The following is a 17,174-nucleotide window of genomic DNA, read 5'->3' on the forward strand; positions in this document are numbered from 1 at the left end:
CAGGACCGCGGAAAACATAACGGGGGAACGACGGCTGCCCCGGGTCAGCCTGTACGGCGATGACGGGACCAGGGTGGGTGCCGGGGGATACCGGCCGCACTGGATGGAGAGCGGCTTCGGCGCGTGGATACGCTCGCTGACGTCGCGCGCTGTCATCGCCACGGCTGATGCCCTGGTCTCTGAGGGGGCGCCATCCCGGGCAGCATGGTGATGGAGTAACGGGAGGCTTCCGCCTCCTCACCCACCCTTTCCGGACACGGCCTCCACCACCCGGCCGAGCGCCTCGCTCACCCCAGCGCATGTGACCTCGCCTGCGGGGCGCGACGAGGATTGGCCGCCAGGTCGGAGGTGTTTCAGCTTGTGATGGCCGCGGCCAAGGGTAGACACACTGGTTTGGTCCCCTTGTCGGTACCCACATACCAGATTCGAGCCCTGTGCACGGACTCCACAGCCACCGTATCCCAGGCGTACGCCACGCGGATTGGCCCGGCGGCGGGCCGGGAGGACCGTTTCCCGACGGCGTGGTGCGACGCGTCGTTGGTCGATACGAGGATCACCCGGCCGACTTCTCGTGTCATCCGCCAATACGGCGTCCCGAGGGCGCGGGAGGAGACTCTCTGCCACGACCGCGCCCCGGCGAACCGCTGAATCCGCTGGGCCGGCGCGGCCACGAACAGACGAGACACAACAGGGGGCGCCACGTGAGCGTGCAGCAGTACGACAAGATCGGCGAAGCGTTCGAGGGATTCAAGTCCCTGCCGTTGATACGTTACGGGGAGGTGCCGAGCTTCCTGGGCATGGTTGGCGACGTGAGCGGCAAGTCGGTTCTCGACCTGGCGTGCGGCACGGGTTTCTACAGCAGGGAGTTCAAGCGGCGCGGCGCCACGGACGTCCTCGGGGTCGACATCTCCGTCGGGATGATCGACGCCGCGCGGGAGATCGAGCAGCGTGATCTGCTGGGCGTGCGGTACGAGGTCGGTGATGTGGCCGAACTACGGCCTCTCGACCGGCGCTTCGACATCGCGACGGGCGTACAGTGCCTCAACTACGCGGAGGACATCGCCGCGATGGATCGGATGTGCCGCAACATCCACCGGAACCTGGTGCCGGGCGGAGAGTTCTTCGTGCTCGCCCAGAAGCCCGACTACCGGTTCGACTGCCCCTCTCTGGACAGGTACGGGTTCCGCTGCGAACCGACGGGCGAGGAGACCGAGACGGGCCCGCAGGTACGGGTCACGGCTCTCCTCGACCCGGAGCCGATCACCATCGTCGCCTCTGCCCCGCGCCGCGAGGTCTACGAGGAGTGCCTGCGGGCGGCTGGGTTCAGCGACGTGGAGTGGGTCCCGCTCCAGGTGTCCGACGCCGGAATCCGTGAGTTCGGCGCGGACTTCTGGGCGGACCTCCTCGCGAACCCACCGCTGGAGATGCTGCGCAGCCGCGCCTGACGGCGAGCCCGGTGCCGCGCCCTGATGTGCCTGGGCGCGCGCACCGGCGCGGGGAAGGCCGGTGTGGAGCGGGCCGGGGCGGAGAAGGTTCGGCCCGGCCCGCGGGGCACGCTGCAGCACCCTGTTCACCGTGTCCGGTGGTGACTGCGTAGACCCCGACAGCCGGACGGGGCGTCGGCGCCAGCCGGAGCAGCAGGTGGATGGGTACGCGCGTCGGACCGCTGCCAAGACCGCGATCGTCGTTCCGCGGCAGCGAACCGACCGGGCGCACGTTGTGACGACATTCCAGAGGCACGACAGCCGAGGACTCCCATGCAAGAGAAACCGCATGCGCAGCCCACGATGACGGGCGGGTGCCCCGGTCTGGAGTTGTGCAGGCGGTGAAGAAGGCTGTGCGGCACCCGCAGACGGCCAACGATGGCTGTGAAACCGCAGGTCAGCGCCGAGTTGACGTCGATCGCGTGAGGCCGCTCCGGACCGCTGACAATTCTCCGACGTGTGACAGTCGGCGAGTGACGGTCACACGGTGGCGGTCACGTCGCATTCGTTCCTCTCCTATGTCACACCTACGGCCCCCTGCCCGGTCTCCCATGAAAGGCGTGACAACCGGATACGTGAACCGTGGGTACACGGGAGGAGCAGCAGCATGAGGTCACTGATCATTTGTACGTCGGTGTCGCACGGCAACACCCGCAGGGTCGCCGACGTCATGGCCGATGTACTGGGAGCGAGGGTGGTCCGGCCGCAGGAGGTGGACCCGGCAGAGCTGTCGGCCTGTGACCTCGTCGGCTTCGGCTCCGGGATCTTCACCCAGCGGTTCCACCCGGACCTGCTCCGCTTCGTCGCCGCCCTGCCGCGGCAGCGGGGGCGGGCGTTCGTGTTTGCGACCAGCGGCCTGCCCGAGCCGCGATTCCGTCCTGTCACGCGCTCCCTGGCGGGCACGCTCCGAGCCAAGGGCTTCGAGGTGACGGGCACGTTCTCGTGCCGCGGCCTCGACACCTGGGCACCGTTCCGGCTGGTCGGGGGGATCCGCAAGGGGCGGCCGAACGGGGCGGACCTCGCGGCGGCGCGCGCTTTCGCCGAGGACCTGCGGCGGACACACGCGCAGGAAGGGCGACGGGCGGCGAACCGCTAGTGCCGCATCAAGCCACATTCGCCTCGTTGTTGGGCACGCGGTCGATGGTCTCGCCTCGCTGCTGTCCGCCAGAATCGGCGCATGCTGAGAGTCGGTTCCGTTGTCGTTGGGGGCCAGCGCGTCGAGTGGGATCTCCATCCGGCTCCTGGTGGTGGCCCGGGCCGTCCAGGGTATCGGTGCCGCGCTGCTCACTTCGCAGGTGCTGACCGGTATCCGGCTCAACTTCCAGGGCGTTGCCCGAAGCCGGGCTCTGGGGCCTGTACACGGCGGTGCTGTCGGGTAGCGCGAGCCTGCCCGCGTTGCCGTGGTTCGTCGGGGTTGAGCGTCGCGTGGGCCGACGAGGAGGGCATCCGCTGATCACTCTGTCTCTCCTCGCACAAGCCGGTCGTCCACGCCCTGATCTCTCAGGCCGCCACCCGGGCCACGTACTTCGGCCTGCTCTTCGTGCTGGCGCAGTACCTGCAAGCGGGACTCCACAAGAGCGCCACCTATTCGGGCCTCGTGCTGTGCCCTGGGTGGCTGCCTTCGGCGTCTCCGGCCCGCTGCTCGGCCGCGTGCCCGCCGCTGTCGAACGCCGGGCGGCCCCCTGGGCACCGTGCTGCTCGCGCTCGCCTTCGCCGGCATCGGCGTGAGGGGAGGCCGGCACGCCCAGCGGCGTGCTCCTGACGACCCTGCTCGGCCTCGGCGGGCTGGGGCACGGAGCCGCGTTCAGCGGCACCCTCTCCCATGTTTCGGATCGGTCCAGAGCGTGTCCGACCTTGAATGCCGCAGATGTCGCAGAAGAGAGAACAAGATGGGGTTCCATGGCACAGACGATGACGAAGGACGAATGGAAGTCGTTCATCTCCGAGGGCACCCGTACGGCGAAGCTCTCGACTGTACGGGCTGATGGTTCCCCTCATATCGCTCCGGTCTGGTTCCTCCTGGACGGCGACGAGATCGTCTTCAACACGGGTCGTGACACCGTCAAGGGCCGCAATCTCGCCCGCGACGGGCGGGTTGCGCTGTGCGTGGACGACGAACGGCCGCCGTTCAGTTTCGTCGTCCTCCAGGGCAGAGCGGAACTCGATGACGATCTCCCGGAGATCCGCCGCTGGGCGACGCGTATCGCCGCCCGGTACGTGGGGGAAGAGCGTGCTGAGGAGTACGGCGCCCGCAACGGTGTTCCCGGGGAACTGCTGGTACGGCTCCGAGTCGACAAGGCCGTTGCCCTGGCCGGGGTCGCGGACTGACCGGCCGTGGGGCAGGCGCCCCTGAGGAGGTCGGCTCGTCGGGTACCGCGTCGACGCAACCGCGTACGGACCGGACCGGAGTCCACGGATCGGATCCGTCGCGGCTGACCGGACCTGACTGCTCTTTGACAGTCGGACGGGGAGCGTTATCAGCCAATTGACACGTCTGCCCCGGCGGCCGGTGGCCAGGTCTCACCTCACCGTTCGCCGGAACACGACCGAGTGGATGTGACGGTGCGCACCGCGTGCCGAAGGCGCCACGGTTTCGCGGTGCAACGCCCGGAAGGCCGGGGTCCGACGGCACGTTGCCGTCCGCCCGTGCCGGTGGCGCTGATGCCTCGCGCCGCTTCGAGCGGCTGGCGACAGCAGGTCGAAGGGCTTTCTCCGGCGGGCTCGTACGCGGCTGCGAACGGCGTCGACGGCATCGCGCGGGCGGCCGCGGCCGGCAGGCGTCGCATAGAGCCGCCGACTCCCACCGGGCCAGACCTGTGTCGGCCATTCAGGGCTCGGACCACGGGTGACGGGAAGGGCTGGGGCCCTTGTTCCGGCCGCCGTGCGATGGCTAGGCTCCGGCTCACTTTCGCACGACCCGCACATTTTCTGCACACGATGACCGGAATCACCGGTTCATCAGTCGTGGCGGCGTACCACGCCGGGGACCTCGCAAGGGTTCGCCGGACGCCGGGGGAGGGGTGGAGGACATCGGCAGGTCTCGATTACTGCGGCGCTCCGGCAGGGCGTCGAACGCGCCTGGTGCCGCGCCGTCCCCGGCGGACACCGGGATCCGTACGGCGGGCGGACGTGATCTGACCGTTCTCTGGGGGATCAACTTCGTCGACGGACTCGGCAGTCAGGCCTCCGGCCTCGTGTTCCCCCTGCTGCTCCTCGATCTGGGTCACGGGCGGGGTGCCGCAGGCGCGTTCGCCAGCGCCGCCGCCCTCGCCGGGGTGGTCCTGAGCCCGCTCGTGGCCCTGCCGGCCGACCGAGGCCGCCGCCGTACTCTCATGATTGGCACATCGGTGTCGGCGTCCCTGGCGATGGCCGGGATGGCCGCCGCCTGCTGCCTCGGGCGCCCTCCCCTGTGGGTCCTGCTGGGCCTCGCGCTCACCGAGCGTCTGTGCGCGACGGCGTACGAGGCCGCAGCACGTGGTGCCCTGTCCCGGCTGGCCGGTGCCGCGGATCTGCCCCGGGCCGTGGCCGGAGTCCAGGCGGGCGATCAGGCCGCGCTGGTGCTGGGGCCGGCGCTCGGCGGGGTCCTGTTCGGCGTGAGTCATCTCCTGCCGTTCGTCGCGGACGCCGTCTCCTACGCGGCGGCGGCATCCGGGGTGAGGGCCATACGGACCCCCCTCGACGGTACACCTGCCGAACCTTCCCGGGGAGCGGACGTCCCGGGGAGTCCCGCGGACGCTCCGCCGGCGACGTCGGCAACGGTCTCGGACCCGCCCCGTGCCTCCTCGGGCCCGCCCGTCAGTACGGTCCGTTCCGGCGCGCTGCGGGCCGGCGTCGCCGCGGTGGTCGGCTCCCCCGTGCTGCGGTTGGTCCTGCTGTGGTCCTGCGCGGCGAGCGGAGCCGTGACCCTGTTGTTCTACAACGCTCTGTTCGTTCTGGGCACCGAGGCGGGCAGCGTCGTCACCGGAGGGGTGCTCGCGGCCTCCGGCGCGGCGGGCCTGGCCGGTTCGCTGGTGGCGGCCCGTGCGGTGCGCAGACTCGGTGCCCACCGGTCGCTGACCATGGCGACCTGGCTGCTCCTTCCGCCGTGTGCCGCGCTGTCCGTGGCCCGTGAACCGTGGTCGTGGACTCTGTGCTTCTGCGGACTGTGCCTGGTGCTGCCGGTGGTCACCGCCGTCCTGGGCGCGGCCGCGGTGCGCGCGGTACCCGTGGAGCTGCAGTCCCGGTCCGGTGCCGTACTGGGGTCGGCGAGCGCCTTGACCGCCGCCGGCGCGCCGGCAGGAGCGGCCCTGTTGATGACCTGGGGCGGTCCGGGCGCTCCTGCGGCGGCCTGCACCGTCATCCTGGCTCTGCTGGCCGTCCGGACGCAGCGCACGGCGAACACGGTGCTGCGGCCTCTCACACCCGCCCGCGAGGACCTGGACGCGGGCCCCACCGGTGGCCGTACGGGCAGGGCACGATGACCAACCCCTATCGCGTGTTCGTGGCGACACTGCCCGACGTGTGCCCGGCCGACCCGCGCCGCATGGTGTTCACGGCGGACTCCGGCGGCCGCTGTGAGGTCTTCACATGGGACGCCGCGGTCCGGTGTGTCCGGCAGGTGACCGACAGCGCCGACGGCACGGCCCACCGGGCGATCGACGCCGAGGGATACGTGTGGTGGTTCGAGGAGGACGCGACCGACAGCGGCCACTGGTGGTTTCAGCACTTCGACGGCGGTCCCCGGTCGCCGGGTCTGCCCGGAGCGCCGGCCGGGCGGCCGCACGGGCTGGCGGTGACCGCGGACGGCACGGTCGCCGCAGCCATCGCCCACGCCGAGGGGACCACGGTCGTGGTGGGCCGGCGCGGTCAGGCGCAGCGACAGCTGTGGTGCGCACCGGGATCGCTCCGGCTGGGTGGCATCACGCCGGACGGCACGCTGATCGCGTTGGCGGCCGCCGCCGACGACCCTGCAGCCGTGCGGGTCGTGTCACGTGAGGGCCGAACGGTTCTCGCCCTGCCCGGACCCGGCGTATCCGGCGGCGACGGGAGCGCGGCCGAGGGCCTGGCGGGCCCGACGCCGGCCGGCACCAGGCTCTGGTGTCAGGGATTCTCGCCCCGGCCCGGGCGGCACGAGTTGCTCCTGGTGCGCGACCTCACGGACGGCTATGTCCTCCAGACGTGGACGCCGGAGGAGGGCCTGTGCACCCATCGCTGGTGCCCCTTCGACACGGAGATCAGCGCCCGCTGGTACCCGGACAGGCGCGCGTTGCTGGTGCGTCAGGCCCGGCATGGCCGCTCCCTGCTGCATCAGGTGGACCTGGACTCGCGGAAGCGGGTTCTCGTGCCCACCCCCGCGGGGAGCGTGCTGGATGCCGCGCCCCGGGCCGCGGGAGCCGTCGACTACCTGTGGACCGACACCGCCCATGCCCCTGTTCTGCGTGCAACGGACGGCATGGAGCTGCCTCCGTGCGGTTCCACGGCCGTGGTGCCCGGACGGCACACCGACCTGTGGACGCCCTCGTCCTCGGGACGGGTGCACACCCTGCTGAGCCTGCCGGAGCGGCCGGGGTCCCAGCCGCCACCGGCCGTCTTCCTGATCCACGGCGGACCTGCCGATCACGACCGGGACGCCTACGACGCCACGGTGCACTCCCTGGTGGCCTCCGGCTACGCCGTCGCCCGCGTCAACTACCGGGGCTCCACCGGTTACGGGCCGCGCTGGCAGCGGGAGTTTCCCGCCGGAGTCGGCCACACTCAGGTCGAGGACCTGGCGGCGGTCCGCGCCGACCTCGTCGCCCAGGGCCTCGTCGCCCGTTCCGCGAGCGCCCTTTGGGGTGTGTCCTGGGGCGCCTACCTGGTCCTGCTGGCTCTGGGCACCCGCCCCCGGCTGTGGCAGGCCGGTATCGCCGTCAAGCCGGTCGCCGACTGGGCAGCCGCCCACCGCACCAGCACGCCGGCGTTGCGCGCCGTGGACGTCCGGCTGTTCGGCGGTACCCCGGACGAGCTGCCGGAACGTTACGCCAGCAGTTCTCCCCTCACCTACGCGGCCGAGGTCACGGCACCGCTCCTCGTCGTCGGAGCGACCCGCGACGTCAAGTGCCCGCCCGGGCAGATCCGCAGCTACCTCGCCGCGCTGGCCGCGGCGGACGTACCGCACGAGGCCATGTGGCTCGAGACGGGACACGACGGTTACGACGGCGCGGCGCACGTCGCCGTCCTGCGTCGGTCCCTGCGCTTCCTGCACGACCGGCTGCCCACCGCGGCACCCGGCACCCTCACACGTCCTCCCGCGTCGACGGGAGGACCCCGGTCCCGCTGAGGCAACAGCGGGACCGGGCGGCACAGCACCATCCCACTCGCAGAAGGAGGAGCACCGTGCAGAAGGACATCATCCACAACGACCCGCTCGCGGGCGACGAGGAGAACCGCAAGCCGGGTATCGGCATCACCATCACCGTGCCGTTCCGCAACGCCGACGAGGGCGGCGACGAGGAGTGACCCACGGCCCGGCCGGCCCGCCGATCGGGCGGGCCGGCCGGGCCCCGTCCCCCCGTCCTGCCACGACCCTGCCCCGCCGCGCCACAAGGAGCCGACCGTGCGCGTTCTCCTGCTCAACATGCCCTGGTCGCCGATCGACCTGCCCTCCCTCGCCCTGGGCATCCTCAAACGCAGCGTCGACGAGCGCGTCGCGGGGGCGACGTGCGACGTACTGCACGCCAACCTGGACTTCACCGACTGGATCACCCGGCGCACCGAGTTCTCCGCCGAGGACTACGAGTACTACGCGCTCTCGTCCTATTTCCTCGGCTGCGGCGACTGGGTGTTCTCCAGCGCGCTGTACGACGATCCGGCCTGGAAGGAGGCCGAGTTCACCCGGGCGATGTCCGGCAGGCTGCGTACCAAGCGGATGCGGGTGACCCGTGACCTGCACGCGGCCGTCCCGCAGTTCGTGGAAGAAGTCGCGAGGCGGGTCGTGGACCTGGCGCCCGACGTCGTGGGGCTGACGTCCACCTTCCAACAGAACACCGCCGCTCTGGCCGCCGCCCGCCACATCAAACGGCTCGCCCCGCACATCGTGACGGTCATGGGCGGCGCGAACTGCGATGCCGAGCAGGGCGCAGCCGTCCACCGCAACTTTCCCTTCGTCGACTTCGTGATCCGCGGTGAGGGCGAGGACGCCTTTCCGCGTCTGCTCGAAGCGCTGCGGGACGGGGCGCCGACCGCTGCCCTCACCGACATCGCGGGGCTGTGCCACCGCACCCACGGGACCGACTCGGTCGCGAACCCGATGCCGACGGGCCCCTTGCCGCCGGCGGCGATCCTCCCTCCCGACTACAGCGGGTACTTCGAACGCCTCGCGGGTTCCGTGGCGCGCAACTGGGTCGAGCCGAAACTGGTCGTCGAGGGCGCCCGCGGGTGCTGGTGGGGGGAGAAGCACCACTGCACGTTCTGCGGGCTGAACGGCTCGTTCATGGAATTCCGCAGCAAAACCCCCGACATCTTCTACCAGGAAATCATGGACCTGGCGGAGCGTCACCGCGTCCTGGACATGTACGTGGTCGACAACATCCTCGACATGCGCTACCTGTCCACCGTGCTGCCGCGGATCATCGACAGCGGATACGACCTGCGCATGCACATCGAGATCAAGGCGAACATGCGCCGCCCACAGCTGCAGACCCTCGCCGACGCCGGTCTGATCTACGTCCAGCCCGGTATCGAGAGCCTCAACAGCCGAGTGCTCGACCTCATGGACAAGGGCGTCAGCGGGTGCCAGAACGTGCGGATGCTCCGGGACGCGGCCGAGACAGGACTGTCCGTCTCCTGGAACTACCTGCACGGCTTCCCCGGCGAGACCGCCGACGACTACGCCCCGGTGATCCGCCAACTGCCCGCGCTGGAGCACCTCAACCCGCCGGTCGACCTGTCCGCCCGGATCGCCATCGAACGCTTCAGCCCGTACTTCGACCGGCGGGAACTGGGCTTCAGCGGACTACGCCCCGAAGAGCACTACCTGTTCACCTACGACCTGCCGGAAGAGGAACTCCACGACCTGGCCTACGTCTTCCAAGCACCCGAACGCGGCATCGGCGAGCCCACGGTGACCCAGCTGAACGAGGGCATCGCCGCATGGAAGAAGCACCACACCGACGCCAGGCTCACCCACACCGACCTCGGAGACCGCATCATGCTGGTCAGCCGGCGTCGCTCGTTCGCCTGGCACGCCCTGTGCCTGACCGACCCCTTCGCCGTCGCCGTGTTCCGTCTGCTGGACCAGCCGCACACCCCCACGGCCCTGCACCGCAAGGCGACCGCGGACCCGGCGTCGGCCCAGCACACCCTGCAGGACGTGCAGGACCTGCTGGACGAATGGACGACGCTCGGCGTGACCTTCACCGACGCCGGTCAGTACGTCCACATCGCGCCGGCCGCGGTCAACCAGGAGCTGCTGCGCCTGGACTACATGCGTCACGCGCACGCACGGCCCTCGCCCGACCCCGCGGAGGAACACGCCGCACAGGACCGGGCCGTACCGGCACCCGCGCTGCCCTGACCTCGGTCCACGGACCCGCTCCGGCCACTGACAAGGAACCGACCATGCCATTCAGCACGTCTCGCGCGACCGTCCAGGGCTGGCGCGACCATGACGAAGACACCCGGACACTGCCCGGCATGTCCCTGGGACACATACCGCTCACCTCCGATGCGCGCGACGCCCCACGGCTGTGGGACCTGGGTGTACGGCGGGCCGAGATCGACGCTCCGGTCGACCTCGCCCCGCCGGGGCCGTCGGCCGCCCGATCGGCGATCGACCGGCTCTGCCTGATCCGCGACCTCACGGCCCGAGCCGTCCAGGTCGACTGGGACCTGCGCCTCCCGCCGGACCGGGCCGACCATCTGTGGAAGGTGCTGTCCCATCTGCACCCGCCCCGGACCGTCGCCGGCCTCGCCGACGCCGAGACCGCCCTGCACGCCTGGCGCACGCGCCACTACCTGTGCAAACTGCTCTGGCGCCAGGGGCCGGGTTTCCTGCAGATCCGCGACCGGCGCTGGGGCGACCTGCGTCGGTTCACGGCGGACGACCCCCGCTACCCCGAGGTGATCGCGCGGCTCGACCGGGGCGCCCACTGCGCAGACATCCCCCATGACATCCTCGAGGAGCTCACTGCCGAACACCTCGTCCTGCAGACCGACGACCTCGCCTGGTGGCTGCCCTACCGCGTCTCGCGTTGGCTGCAAGAGGCCATGGCCGTGTGAGCGCCGGTGCCGCGTCAACCAGCCCGGGGTCCGCTCGACGACCGACCTCTTCGGCAGCGGCTCGAACCCCCGCCGAGGGACGGCCTGTGATGCAGCGCTCCTGTGACTCCGCGCACTCTGCCCTTGACCGCAAAGAGGGTATTTATTTAATTTTCCACGAATGACCCCCCGCGACCCGACCCCCGAGACGCCGCACCGGAACGAGCCCGCTCGCACGCCCGACGGCACCACGCCGCCCGCGCTCGTCGGCTTCGACCTCGACTTCACCGCGCACGAGATCCAGCGGCGCGCCCAGGTCCTCGCCGCCCTCGGCCCGGACTGGGACCCCATCGAGGCGCTGCGCGGTGAGGAGCAGGCCTACGACCTGCTGTACTCCGGTCTGGACGCAGAGCAGCAGCGCCTGTACGACGGCCTCGTCACGGCGGGGGTGCTGCCGCGGCGCGCGGGCAGCGACGGGCGTGGGGGTAGCGACGGGCGTGGGGGTAGCGACGGCGATGACCGTGCTGCCGCTTGATCCACAGGCGGATCCCGGCCGCCGCGCGTGGGCGGCCTGCCCGAGCTGCGCCGACGAGCGCGGTTGCGAGCCCTGCGCGGCGGGCCGCAGCTGCGCCGAACACTGGCGCTACCTGCTGTCGAGCACCGGCAGCCTGCTCTGCCTGCAGTGCCCGGCCTGCACTCACGTCTGGGTACACGACAGCGGCTTCGGCGTGACCCGCTCCCCGCTCTAGACGGTCACGTCCGATGTGTTCGACCGCCTGCTACGGCCAGGACGACGTCGCCCCGCCGCACACGCGTATCGACCTGGCCGGCGGCACGGACCGCATCGTGGCTGGCGTGCCACGGCAGTGGCATGCTCCTCGCTGTGCGTGAAGATCGGCAGGGCAGGACAACGGCGAGGGTGTGGGGGCGTGTCGCGTGTGCCTGGGCGGTCGCTTTCGCCGCGCTTCATTTCTACTGGGCGCTGGGCGGCAACTGGGGTCTGAGCGTCTCGGCGGGGCCCCTGGCCGAGGAACGCCCGGCGTGGTTCGTGGCAGCGGGCCTGTGGGGTGTGGGGGTGCTGTGCCTCGTCGGTGGTGCGCTGGGATGGCTTCTCACCCGGCCGTGGCCCCGTGGCCGGGCCGGACGGGTGGTCAAGGCTCTGGGCTGGTCTGTCTGCGCTGTACTGCTGGTGCGCGGCGTCGCGGTTGAGATGCTGTTGCTGACCGACGCAGCGGGCCGGGCGGTGGACGTGAGCCCGGATCAGCGGCTGTGGACCCTGGTGCTCTGGAATCCCTGGTTCCTGGTCGGCGGTCTCGTCTTCGGCCTGTCCGCTTGGGAGTTCGGAAGAGCGGCCGAGGGAGCGGTCGGCGCGGCGCCGTCAGACGGCAGCGGGAGCAGCAGCGTGTAGTAACGCACCGCGGTGAACGTGGTCGGCTCGGGCAGGTTCAGCGCAGCCATGGCGGCCGAGGCGGCGTCGTGGCGCTCGCCGTTGACCCGGATCTCCGTCTCCATCGCGCCGGGACGCCCGCCGTAGAAGACCGTGACGCCGTTGAAGAACGGGGATTCCAGGTCCGCGGTGAAAGTGTCCGCGATGCGGTGCGGTACGTTCGCGTCCAGCAGAGCATGCTGCATCCGCCGGTTCTCGGTGATGTCGACGCCGAAGGCCACAGCGCCGGAGCTGATCGAGTGCCAGCCGGGCACGCCGCGTTCGTGTGCGGGATGCACCTGGTCCGCGAAGCGCCGGCGCTGGTCGAGGAGTTCGAGCAGGCACGCGCCGGCCGTCTGTACCCATGCGTCGGCCGCCTCGCGGGGATCGGCGGACATCGCCACCACACAGTCCATGAAGCAGGGCACGTCCGGCTGGATGTTCACGTCCGGCAGTGCGACCAGATCGTAGTGCCGGCCACCCCCGTGCTGCGGCGGGGCCACCGCTACCACCCAGCCGTGCGGGCTGCTCGGCCCTGCGCGTACGGCGTCGTATCCAGGACATGCGGTGGATCCTGGTGAGCCGGCCTCGTCGACCAGCGGCAATTTTCTTTGTGCCAGACCCTGCCGCTGACGCGGGCGCGGCGGTCCGCCGAGGTCGTCGTGTTTCGCGCGCCGCTGGTGACAGGCAGCGCATCGACGTGGTCGCAGGCAGTGTGCTGTGCGCGATCGGCCGGCAGGGGTGCTGGTCGGTTCCTATGTCTGGTTCGCCGCCTGCTTGACGGTCTTGATCACTGGTGCCGTTTCGATGTGTGTGACGCCTGGGAGCGTGGCGACGCGGGTGGTCAGGTACCGGTACAGCTCCTGTTGGTTCCTGCACACCGCGCTCGCGTACAGGTTGGTCGGGCCGGTCGTGGCGGCGGCGAACGCGATCTCCGGATGCCCGGCCAGCGCCTGACCCGCCTCCTTCAGGTGCGTGGGGGCGACCGAGAGCCAGAGCAGGGTGCGGCTGTTCACGCCGAACATGCGCCAGTCGACGTCGATGTCGAGGTAGAGCAGGCCGTGTTCGCGCAGCTCCGTCATCCGGCGCCGGACCGTCGTCGGCGACCAGCCGGTCGCCGCGGCCAACTGCTCGAACCCGGCCCGGCCGTCGGTGGAGAGCAGGGCGAGGAGCTTGCGGTCACCGTCGTCGAGCCGCAGCGGTCCCGGTCGGTGCGGCACCGGAGGCGGGCGCAGTCGCTCGATCGCCTCCGCGTCCAACGACCCGAGTTTTCCGACCAGGTTGTCGGGGCCGCCGTAGAAGGCGTGCAGCAGGGAGTGCGCGGTCACGCCCTCCACGCGTGGGGTGCGGGGGAGTTTGGCCAGCAGCAGGGTTTCGCTGTCCGCCTCGTTCTCGGTTCGGACCACGCAGGTGATCTCGGTGCCGCCGGAGCTGAGGCTCACCCAGGACGTGTCGGGGCGCCGGGCCAGCGCCTCGGCGACCGGGAGCGACGCGGCGGGCGCGCATCGCACCCGCAGGAACCACAAGATGGCGCCCAGCGCGGTGGGGTCGACCCCGCAGAGCACCCGTACCGCTCCGGCCGACCGCAACCGGGCGTAGCGGCGGGCGACGGTGCGATCCGACACGCCGAGAACCTCGGCGATGGCGCTGAACGGGGCACGGCCGTTGATCTGCAGGGCGTGCACGAGCCGTCGGTCCAGCTCGTCGTAGTCGGATTCCACCGGGCTGAGGTTAGACGGTGTCAGATATCGGCGCAATCGAGCCGAAGTCTGGCTCGGGCGCCTGGGCCGGCGGAGCGTTTCCTCTGTCCTGATCGACACAGACAGAGGAGAGTCCATGGACACCGATGTGATCGTCGTCGGCGCCGGCCCGACTGGAATGACGCTGGCCAACGAGCTGCTGATAGCGGGAGCGTCGACCGTGCTGGTCGACAGGCTGTCACAGCGCAGCGACCTGTCCAAGGCAGGCGGCGTGCAGTCCCGCACGCTGGAGGCGCTCGACCAACGAGGGCTGCTGGAGCCCTTGCTGGCCACCGGAGATCACCCCGTCACCACGGGCCACTTCGCCGGCATCCCGCTCCCGCACCACTCCAACCGGCACCGGCTGCAGTGGCGGTCCGTGCCACAGGTGGTGATCGAAGGATTCCTCGAGCAGCATCTCGCGGCGCACGGTCTCCATGCCCGCAGGGACCACGAACTGGTCGGTCTCGCCCAGGACGACGACGGCGTCACCGCGACGTTCGCCAACGGCACCGCCCTCCGCTCCCGTTACCTCGTCGCCGCCGACGGGGCCCACAGCACCGTACGGTCCCTGCTGCGAGCCGAGTTCCCCGGTCAGCCGGGTACGTTGACGATCGCCGCCGCCGACGTGCGGCTGGGCGGCGCCGATCCGGCCACGTCACACACCTGGAACGAGGACGGGCACTGGGCGGCACTGTTCCCGCTCGGCACCGATCCGCACGGCAGGCAGTTGCGCCGACTGGTCCTCGGCGGGCCGGACCGGTCACTGTCCAGGGAGATCCCGGTCACCGAGGACGAGGTCCGGCGTGGCCTGAGCGCCGTGTTCGGGACGCGGGTGCACCTCCTCGAACTGCGCTACGCCCGCCGTATCACCAACGCGTCACGGCAGGTCGAGCGGTATCGCCACGGGCGGGTGTTCCTTGCGGGCGATGCCGCCCATGTCCACCTTCCGCTCGGCGCACAGGGCATGAACACAGGGATGCAGGACGCGCTCAACCTCGGTTGGAAGCTCGGCGCCGCCGTGCACGGCTGGGCACCGAAGGATCTGCTCGACACGTATCACACGGAACGGCATCCGGCCGGAGCCGCCGTCTTGCGCAACGTCCGGGCGCAGAGCCTGCTGATGGACTGGGCCGGCACCCGCGATCCGGACGTCCTGGCCGCCCGGGAGATCTTCACGGCCATGGCCCAACTGCCTGAGGCACAGTGCTATCTCGCCGACCTGATGTCCGGGATGGCCGTCCGCTATCCGATGCCTGGCACCGAAATCCATCCGCTCGTCGGCCGGCCCGCACCGGACCTGGACCTCGACCTGGCCCGGGTGCACGAACTGCTGCGGTCCGGGCGCGGCATCCTGCTGGACCCGGCCGACACTTTCACCAGGATCGCCGGCCCCTGGTCGGACCGGGTGGACCGGGTGGGCCAGGGCGCCGACACCGAGCCGATGCTCATCCGGCCGGACGGCTACGTGTGCTGGGCCGGCGCGGACGACCTGGAACCGGCGCTCGCCCGCTGGTTCGGCGAGCCCCGCTGAGCCGACGTTCAGGACGCCGGCCGTCGCGGGCGGGGAGGCCGGTGGTCATCGGTCGGCGCCGATGGCGACAACTGTCGTGCTTCGGCTGCGGCCGGGGATCGATGGACGGGCGGCACTCCGAGCGGCTCATGACGGGGGTGAGCGCCGCGGTGACGGTCAGGTTGAGAGGCAGGGCGGCCAGCGCCACGTAGACAGGGGCGGGCGGCGACCGAGCGTGATCACCACGATGGTGGGGCGGCAAGGGCGACGCGGGACAGCGCAGGCGGCGATAGACCTGGCTGAGCCTTCTGGCGGTGGCCGCAGAGCCGAGAAACAGAAATCCGGCCGGTGTCGTCGGCTGCCCAGCGGTGGGCGGCCGCCAGCACCCGTGTTGCGCGGCTGACCGCTCCGTCGGCGCTGCCACCTGCCATCGCCGCCTGCCGCCTGCCGCAGCGGGAGCGAAGGTTCTGCGACCGATGGCGAGCCAGTGAAAAGCGGGGCGGCACCGCGACACCGTAGCGCGCAGAACCGCCCCGCCGAAGCGAGCGCGGGCTCAGCTGTGGTCGTAGGTGACGGAGAAGTTCTCCCCGCCGCTCAGCGAGGAGGTGGTGGCCTTGGTGGTGCTGCCTGACGCCATGTTGATCTTGTCAGGCGAGTAGTTGCCGATCGCCTGGCCGTTGGCGGTGGCGTTGGTGAAGCTCGCAGTGCCGAAGTTCGACAGCGGGAGCACGCCGGTAGAGCTGGACGGCGCCTCGGCTATGACCTCGGCGGACGCGTTGGCCAGGCCGCTCTGCGTCTTGGTCGTGGTCTTCGTCCACCCCTTGGTGGTGTCCGTGAGGGTGAGCGTGTACTTGGTTCCGCTGCGGGTGATCGTGGAGGTGAAGTGGTCACCGGCGCTGACCGAGTTGCTGTAGTTGACAGGGTACGCCGGGTACATCTCGTACCAGGACGAGTAGACCGCCCTGCCGCTGGAGCAGTCCGCCTCGGTGCCCGTCTGTTCCACGGAGTTGCTGCCGTCGCCGTCGATGCCGATCCAGAACGACGAGTAGGTGGTCGATCTGGTGCAGCTGACCGCCGGCTGTACCCAGTTCGCGGAGACGCTGGTGAACGTTGTGCCGGTCGCGGCGTAGCCGGCCCAGTTGGAGCTGGTGCTGTTCCTGATGCCACCGACCAGTTGGTGGCTGCTGATGTGACCGCTGACCGGGGTCATGCGCAGCGCCGGCGCGGCGATGGCGGCCGCGGGGGAGGTCGCCAGCGTGGACAGGACGGCGGCGGCTACGGCTGTGGCTGCGGTAAGGCGGATCGTGGCAGACATGCTGCTCCTTCTCGCGGGATTCGCGGTGCAGACGTAACTGGCGGCCACCAGTGGGGGGAAACGTGCGCCCCGTGGTTGTCAGTGTGCAGTCAATATGCGCCGTTGCCACCCGGCTTCCGGGATTTCACAGCAAAGGACATGCCAAGTACCGCCTACAAAAGGCGTGTTCACGGCGATTCCGGCCAGGCCGACGAGGTCGGGAACCGGTTCACACCCCGCCGTACAGCCCCTCAACCTATCGGCTGAAGTCCGCGAGGATCCGTGCATGCCGGAGCTTGTAACTCACAGTGATCGGGGATGAGTTGGGCGTGACGGGGCGTTTGCCCTTCAACTGGCGTCAGTGGACGATGCCCTCGGGGTCGAGGTTGGGGAGGGCCGCGACGACCCACTCCGCGTTCGTCGCCCTCTTGGCCTGGCATACCTGAGAAGTCATCACCTGGAACGGCTCGCCGCCGTATGTTTCGGGGTGTCGGTCGCTTGC

Annotated in this window: 14 protein-coding genes and 1 pseudogene; 12 read left to right on the forward strand and 3 right to left on the reverse strand. The window is 70.5% G+C overall.

All coding sequences use genetic code 11. From position 1 onward, the window contains the following. The first annotated feature begins 701 nt into the window (after positions 1–701). The 11 genes from BIV23_RS07895 (at position 702) to BIV23_RS53875 (ending at position 12,108) form a co-directional block, all read left to right on the forward strand. Positions 702–1,445, forward strand: coding sequence for a class I SAM-dependent methyltransferase (locus BIV23_RS07895; protein ID WP_071380038.1), 744 nt, complete (start codon positions 702–704; stop codon positions 1,443–1,445). 646 nt (positions 1,446–2,091) lie between these two features. Beyond that, positions 2,092–2,580 carry a flavodoxin family protein gene (locus BIV23_RS07900; RefSeq protein ID WP_071380039.1) on the forward strand — a complete coding sequence of 163 codons (489 nt, stop codon included), beginning with the start codon at positions 2,092–2,094 and terminating at the stop codon, positions 2,578–2,580. Positions 2,581–3,383: 803 nt separating this feature from the next. Continuing rightward, positions 3,384–3,812: a PPOX class F420-dependent oxidoreductase gene (locus BIV23_RS07910; protein ID WP_071380041.1), complete on the forward strand. Its 429-nt coding sequence runs from the start codon at positions 3,384–3,386 to the stop codon at positions 3,810–3,812. 692 nt (positions 3,813–4,504) lie between these two features. Continuing rightward, complete coding sequence (locus BIV23_RS07915; RefSeq protein WP_071380042.1) at positions 4,505–5,944, forward strand: MFS transporter; 1,440 nt, start codon at positions 4,505–4,507, stop codon at positions 5,942–5,944. Further along, the gene (locus BIV23_RS07920) at positions 5,941–7,782 is read left to right on the forward strand and encodes a S9 family peptidase (RefSeq protein WP_071380043.1); all 1,842 of its coding nucleotides are present in this window, start codon (positions 5,941–5,943) and stop codon (positions 7,780–7,782) included. The genes BIV23_RS07915 and BIV23_RS07920 overlap by 4 nt, the downstream gene beginning before the upstream one ends. A 56-nt stretch (positions 7,783–7,838) precedes the next feature. Next, positions 7,839–7,961 carry a hypothetical protein gene (locus tag BIV23_RS53155; protein ID WP_256257095.1) on the forward strand — a complete coding sequence of 41 codons (123 nt, stop codon included), beginning with the start codon at positions 7,839–7,841 and terminating at the stop codon, positions 7,959–7,961. A gap of 97 nt (positions 7,962–8,058) precedes the next feature. Next, on the forward strand, positions 8,059–10,017 hold the full coding sequence (locus BIV23_RS07925; protein WP_071380044.1) for a RiPP maturation radical SAM C-methyltransferase: 1,959 nt from the start codon (positions 8,059–8,061) through the stop codon (positions 10,015–10,017). A gap of 44 nt (positions 10,018–10,061) precedes the next feature. Further along, positions 10,062–10,721, forward strand: a complete 660-nt coding sequence (locus BIV23_RS07930) for a DUF5825 family protein (protein ID WP_071380045.1) — start codon at positions 10,062–10,064, stop codon at positions 10,719–10,721. A 160-nt stretch (positions 10,722–10,881) separates the two neighbouring features. Then, a complete protein-coding gene (locus BIV23_RS07935; protein WP_071380046.1) occupies positions 10,882–11,235 on the forward strand; it encodes a DUF6400 family protein in 354 nt (117 codons plus the stop codon). Beyond that, the gene (locus tag BIV23_RS07940; protein WP_071380047.1) at positions 11,216–11,449 is read left to right on the forward strand and encodes a hypothetical protein; all 234 of its coding nucleotides are present in this window, start codon (positions 11,216–11,218) and stop codon (positions 11,447–11,449) included. The genes BIV23_RS07935 and BIV23_RS07940 overlap by 20 nt, the downstream gene beginning before the upstream one ends. 122 nt (positions 11,450–11,571) lie before the next feature. Continuing rightward, positions 11,572–12,108, forward strand: coding sequence for a DUF3995 domain-containing protein (locus tag BIV23_RS53875; protein ID WP_079173014.1), 537 nt, complete (start codon positions 11,572–11,574; stop codon positions 12,106–12,108). Here BIV23_RS53875 and BIV23_RS51625 read toward each other — a convergent pair. Both BIV23_RS51625 and BIV23_RS07950 read right to left on the reverse strand, forming a co-directional pair. Then, positions 12,105–12,638: pseudogene (locus tag BIV23_RS51625) on the reverse strand (DUF6348 family protein); the annotation flags it as partial. The gene BIV23_RS53875 and the pseudogene BIV23_RS51625 overlap by 4 nt on opposite strands. A 243-nt stretch (positions 12,639–12,881) precedes the next feature. Next, complete coding sequence (locus tag BIV23_RS07950; protein ID WP_071380049.1) at positions 12,882–13,847, reverse strand: Lrp/AsnC family transcriptional regulator; 966 nt, start codon at positions 13,845–13,847, stop codon at positions 12,882–12,884. A gap of 115 nt (positions 13,848–13,962) precedes the next feature. Here BIV23_RS07950 and BIV23_RS07955 point away from each other — a divergent pair, with 115 nt between their 5' ends. After that, positions 13,963–15,399, forward strand: a complete 1,437-nt coding sequence (locus BIV23_RS07955) for an FAD-dependent monooxygenase (RefSeq protein WP_071380050.1) — start codon at positions 13,963–13,965, stop codon at positions 15,397–15,399. 532 nt (positions 15,400–15,931) lie between these two features. Here BIV23_RS07955 and BIV23_RS07960 read toward each other — a convergent pair. After that, positions 15,932–16,693: a G1 family glutamic endopeptidase gene (locus tag BIV23_RS07960; protein WP_071380051.1), complete on the reverse strand. Its 762-nt coding sequence runs from the start codon at positions 16,691–16,693 to the stop codon at positions 15,932–15,934. Positions 16,694–17,174: the final 481 nt, after the last annotated feature.

Source organism: Streptomyces monashensis (assembly GCF_001866665.1).
In the GTDB taxonomy this organism is placed as follows: domain Bacteria; phylum Actinomycetota; class Actinomycetes; order Streptomycetales; family Streptomycetaceae; genus Streptomyces; species Streptomyces monashensis.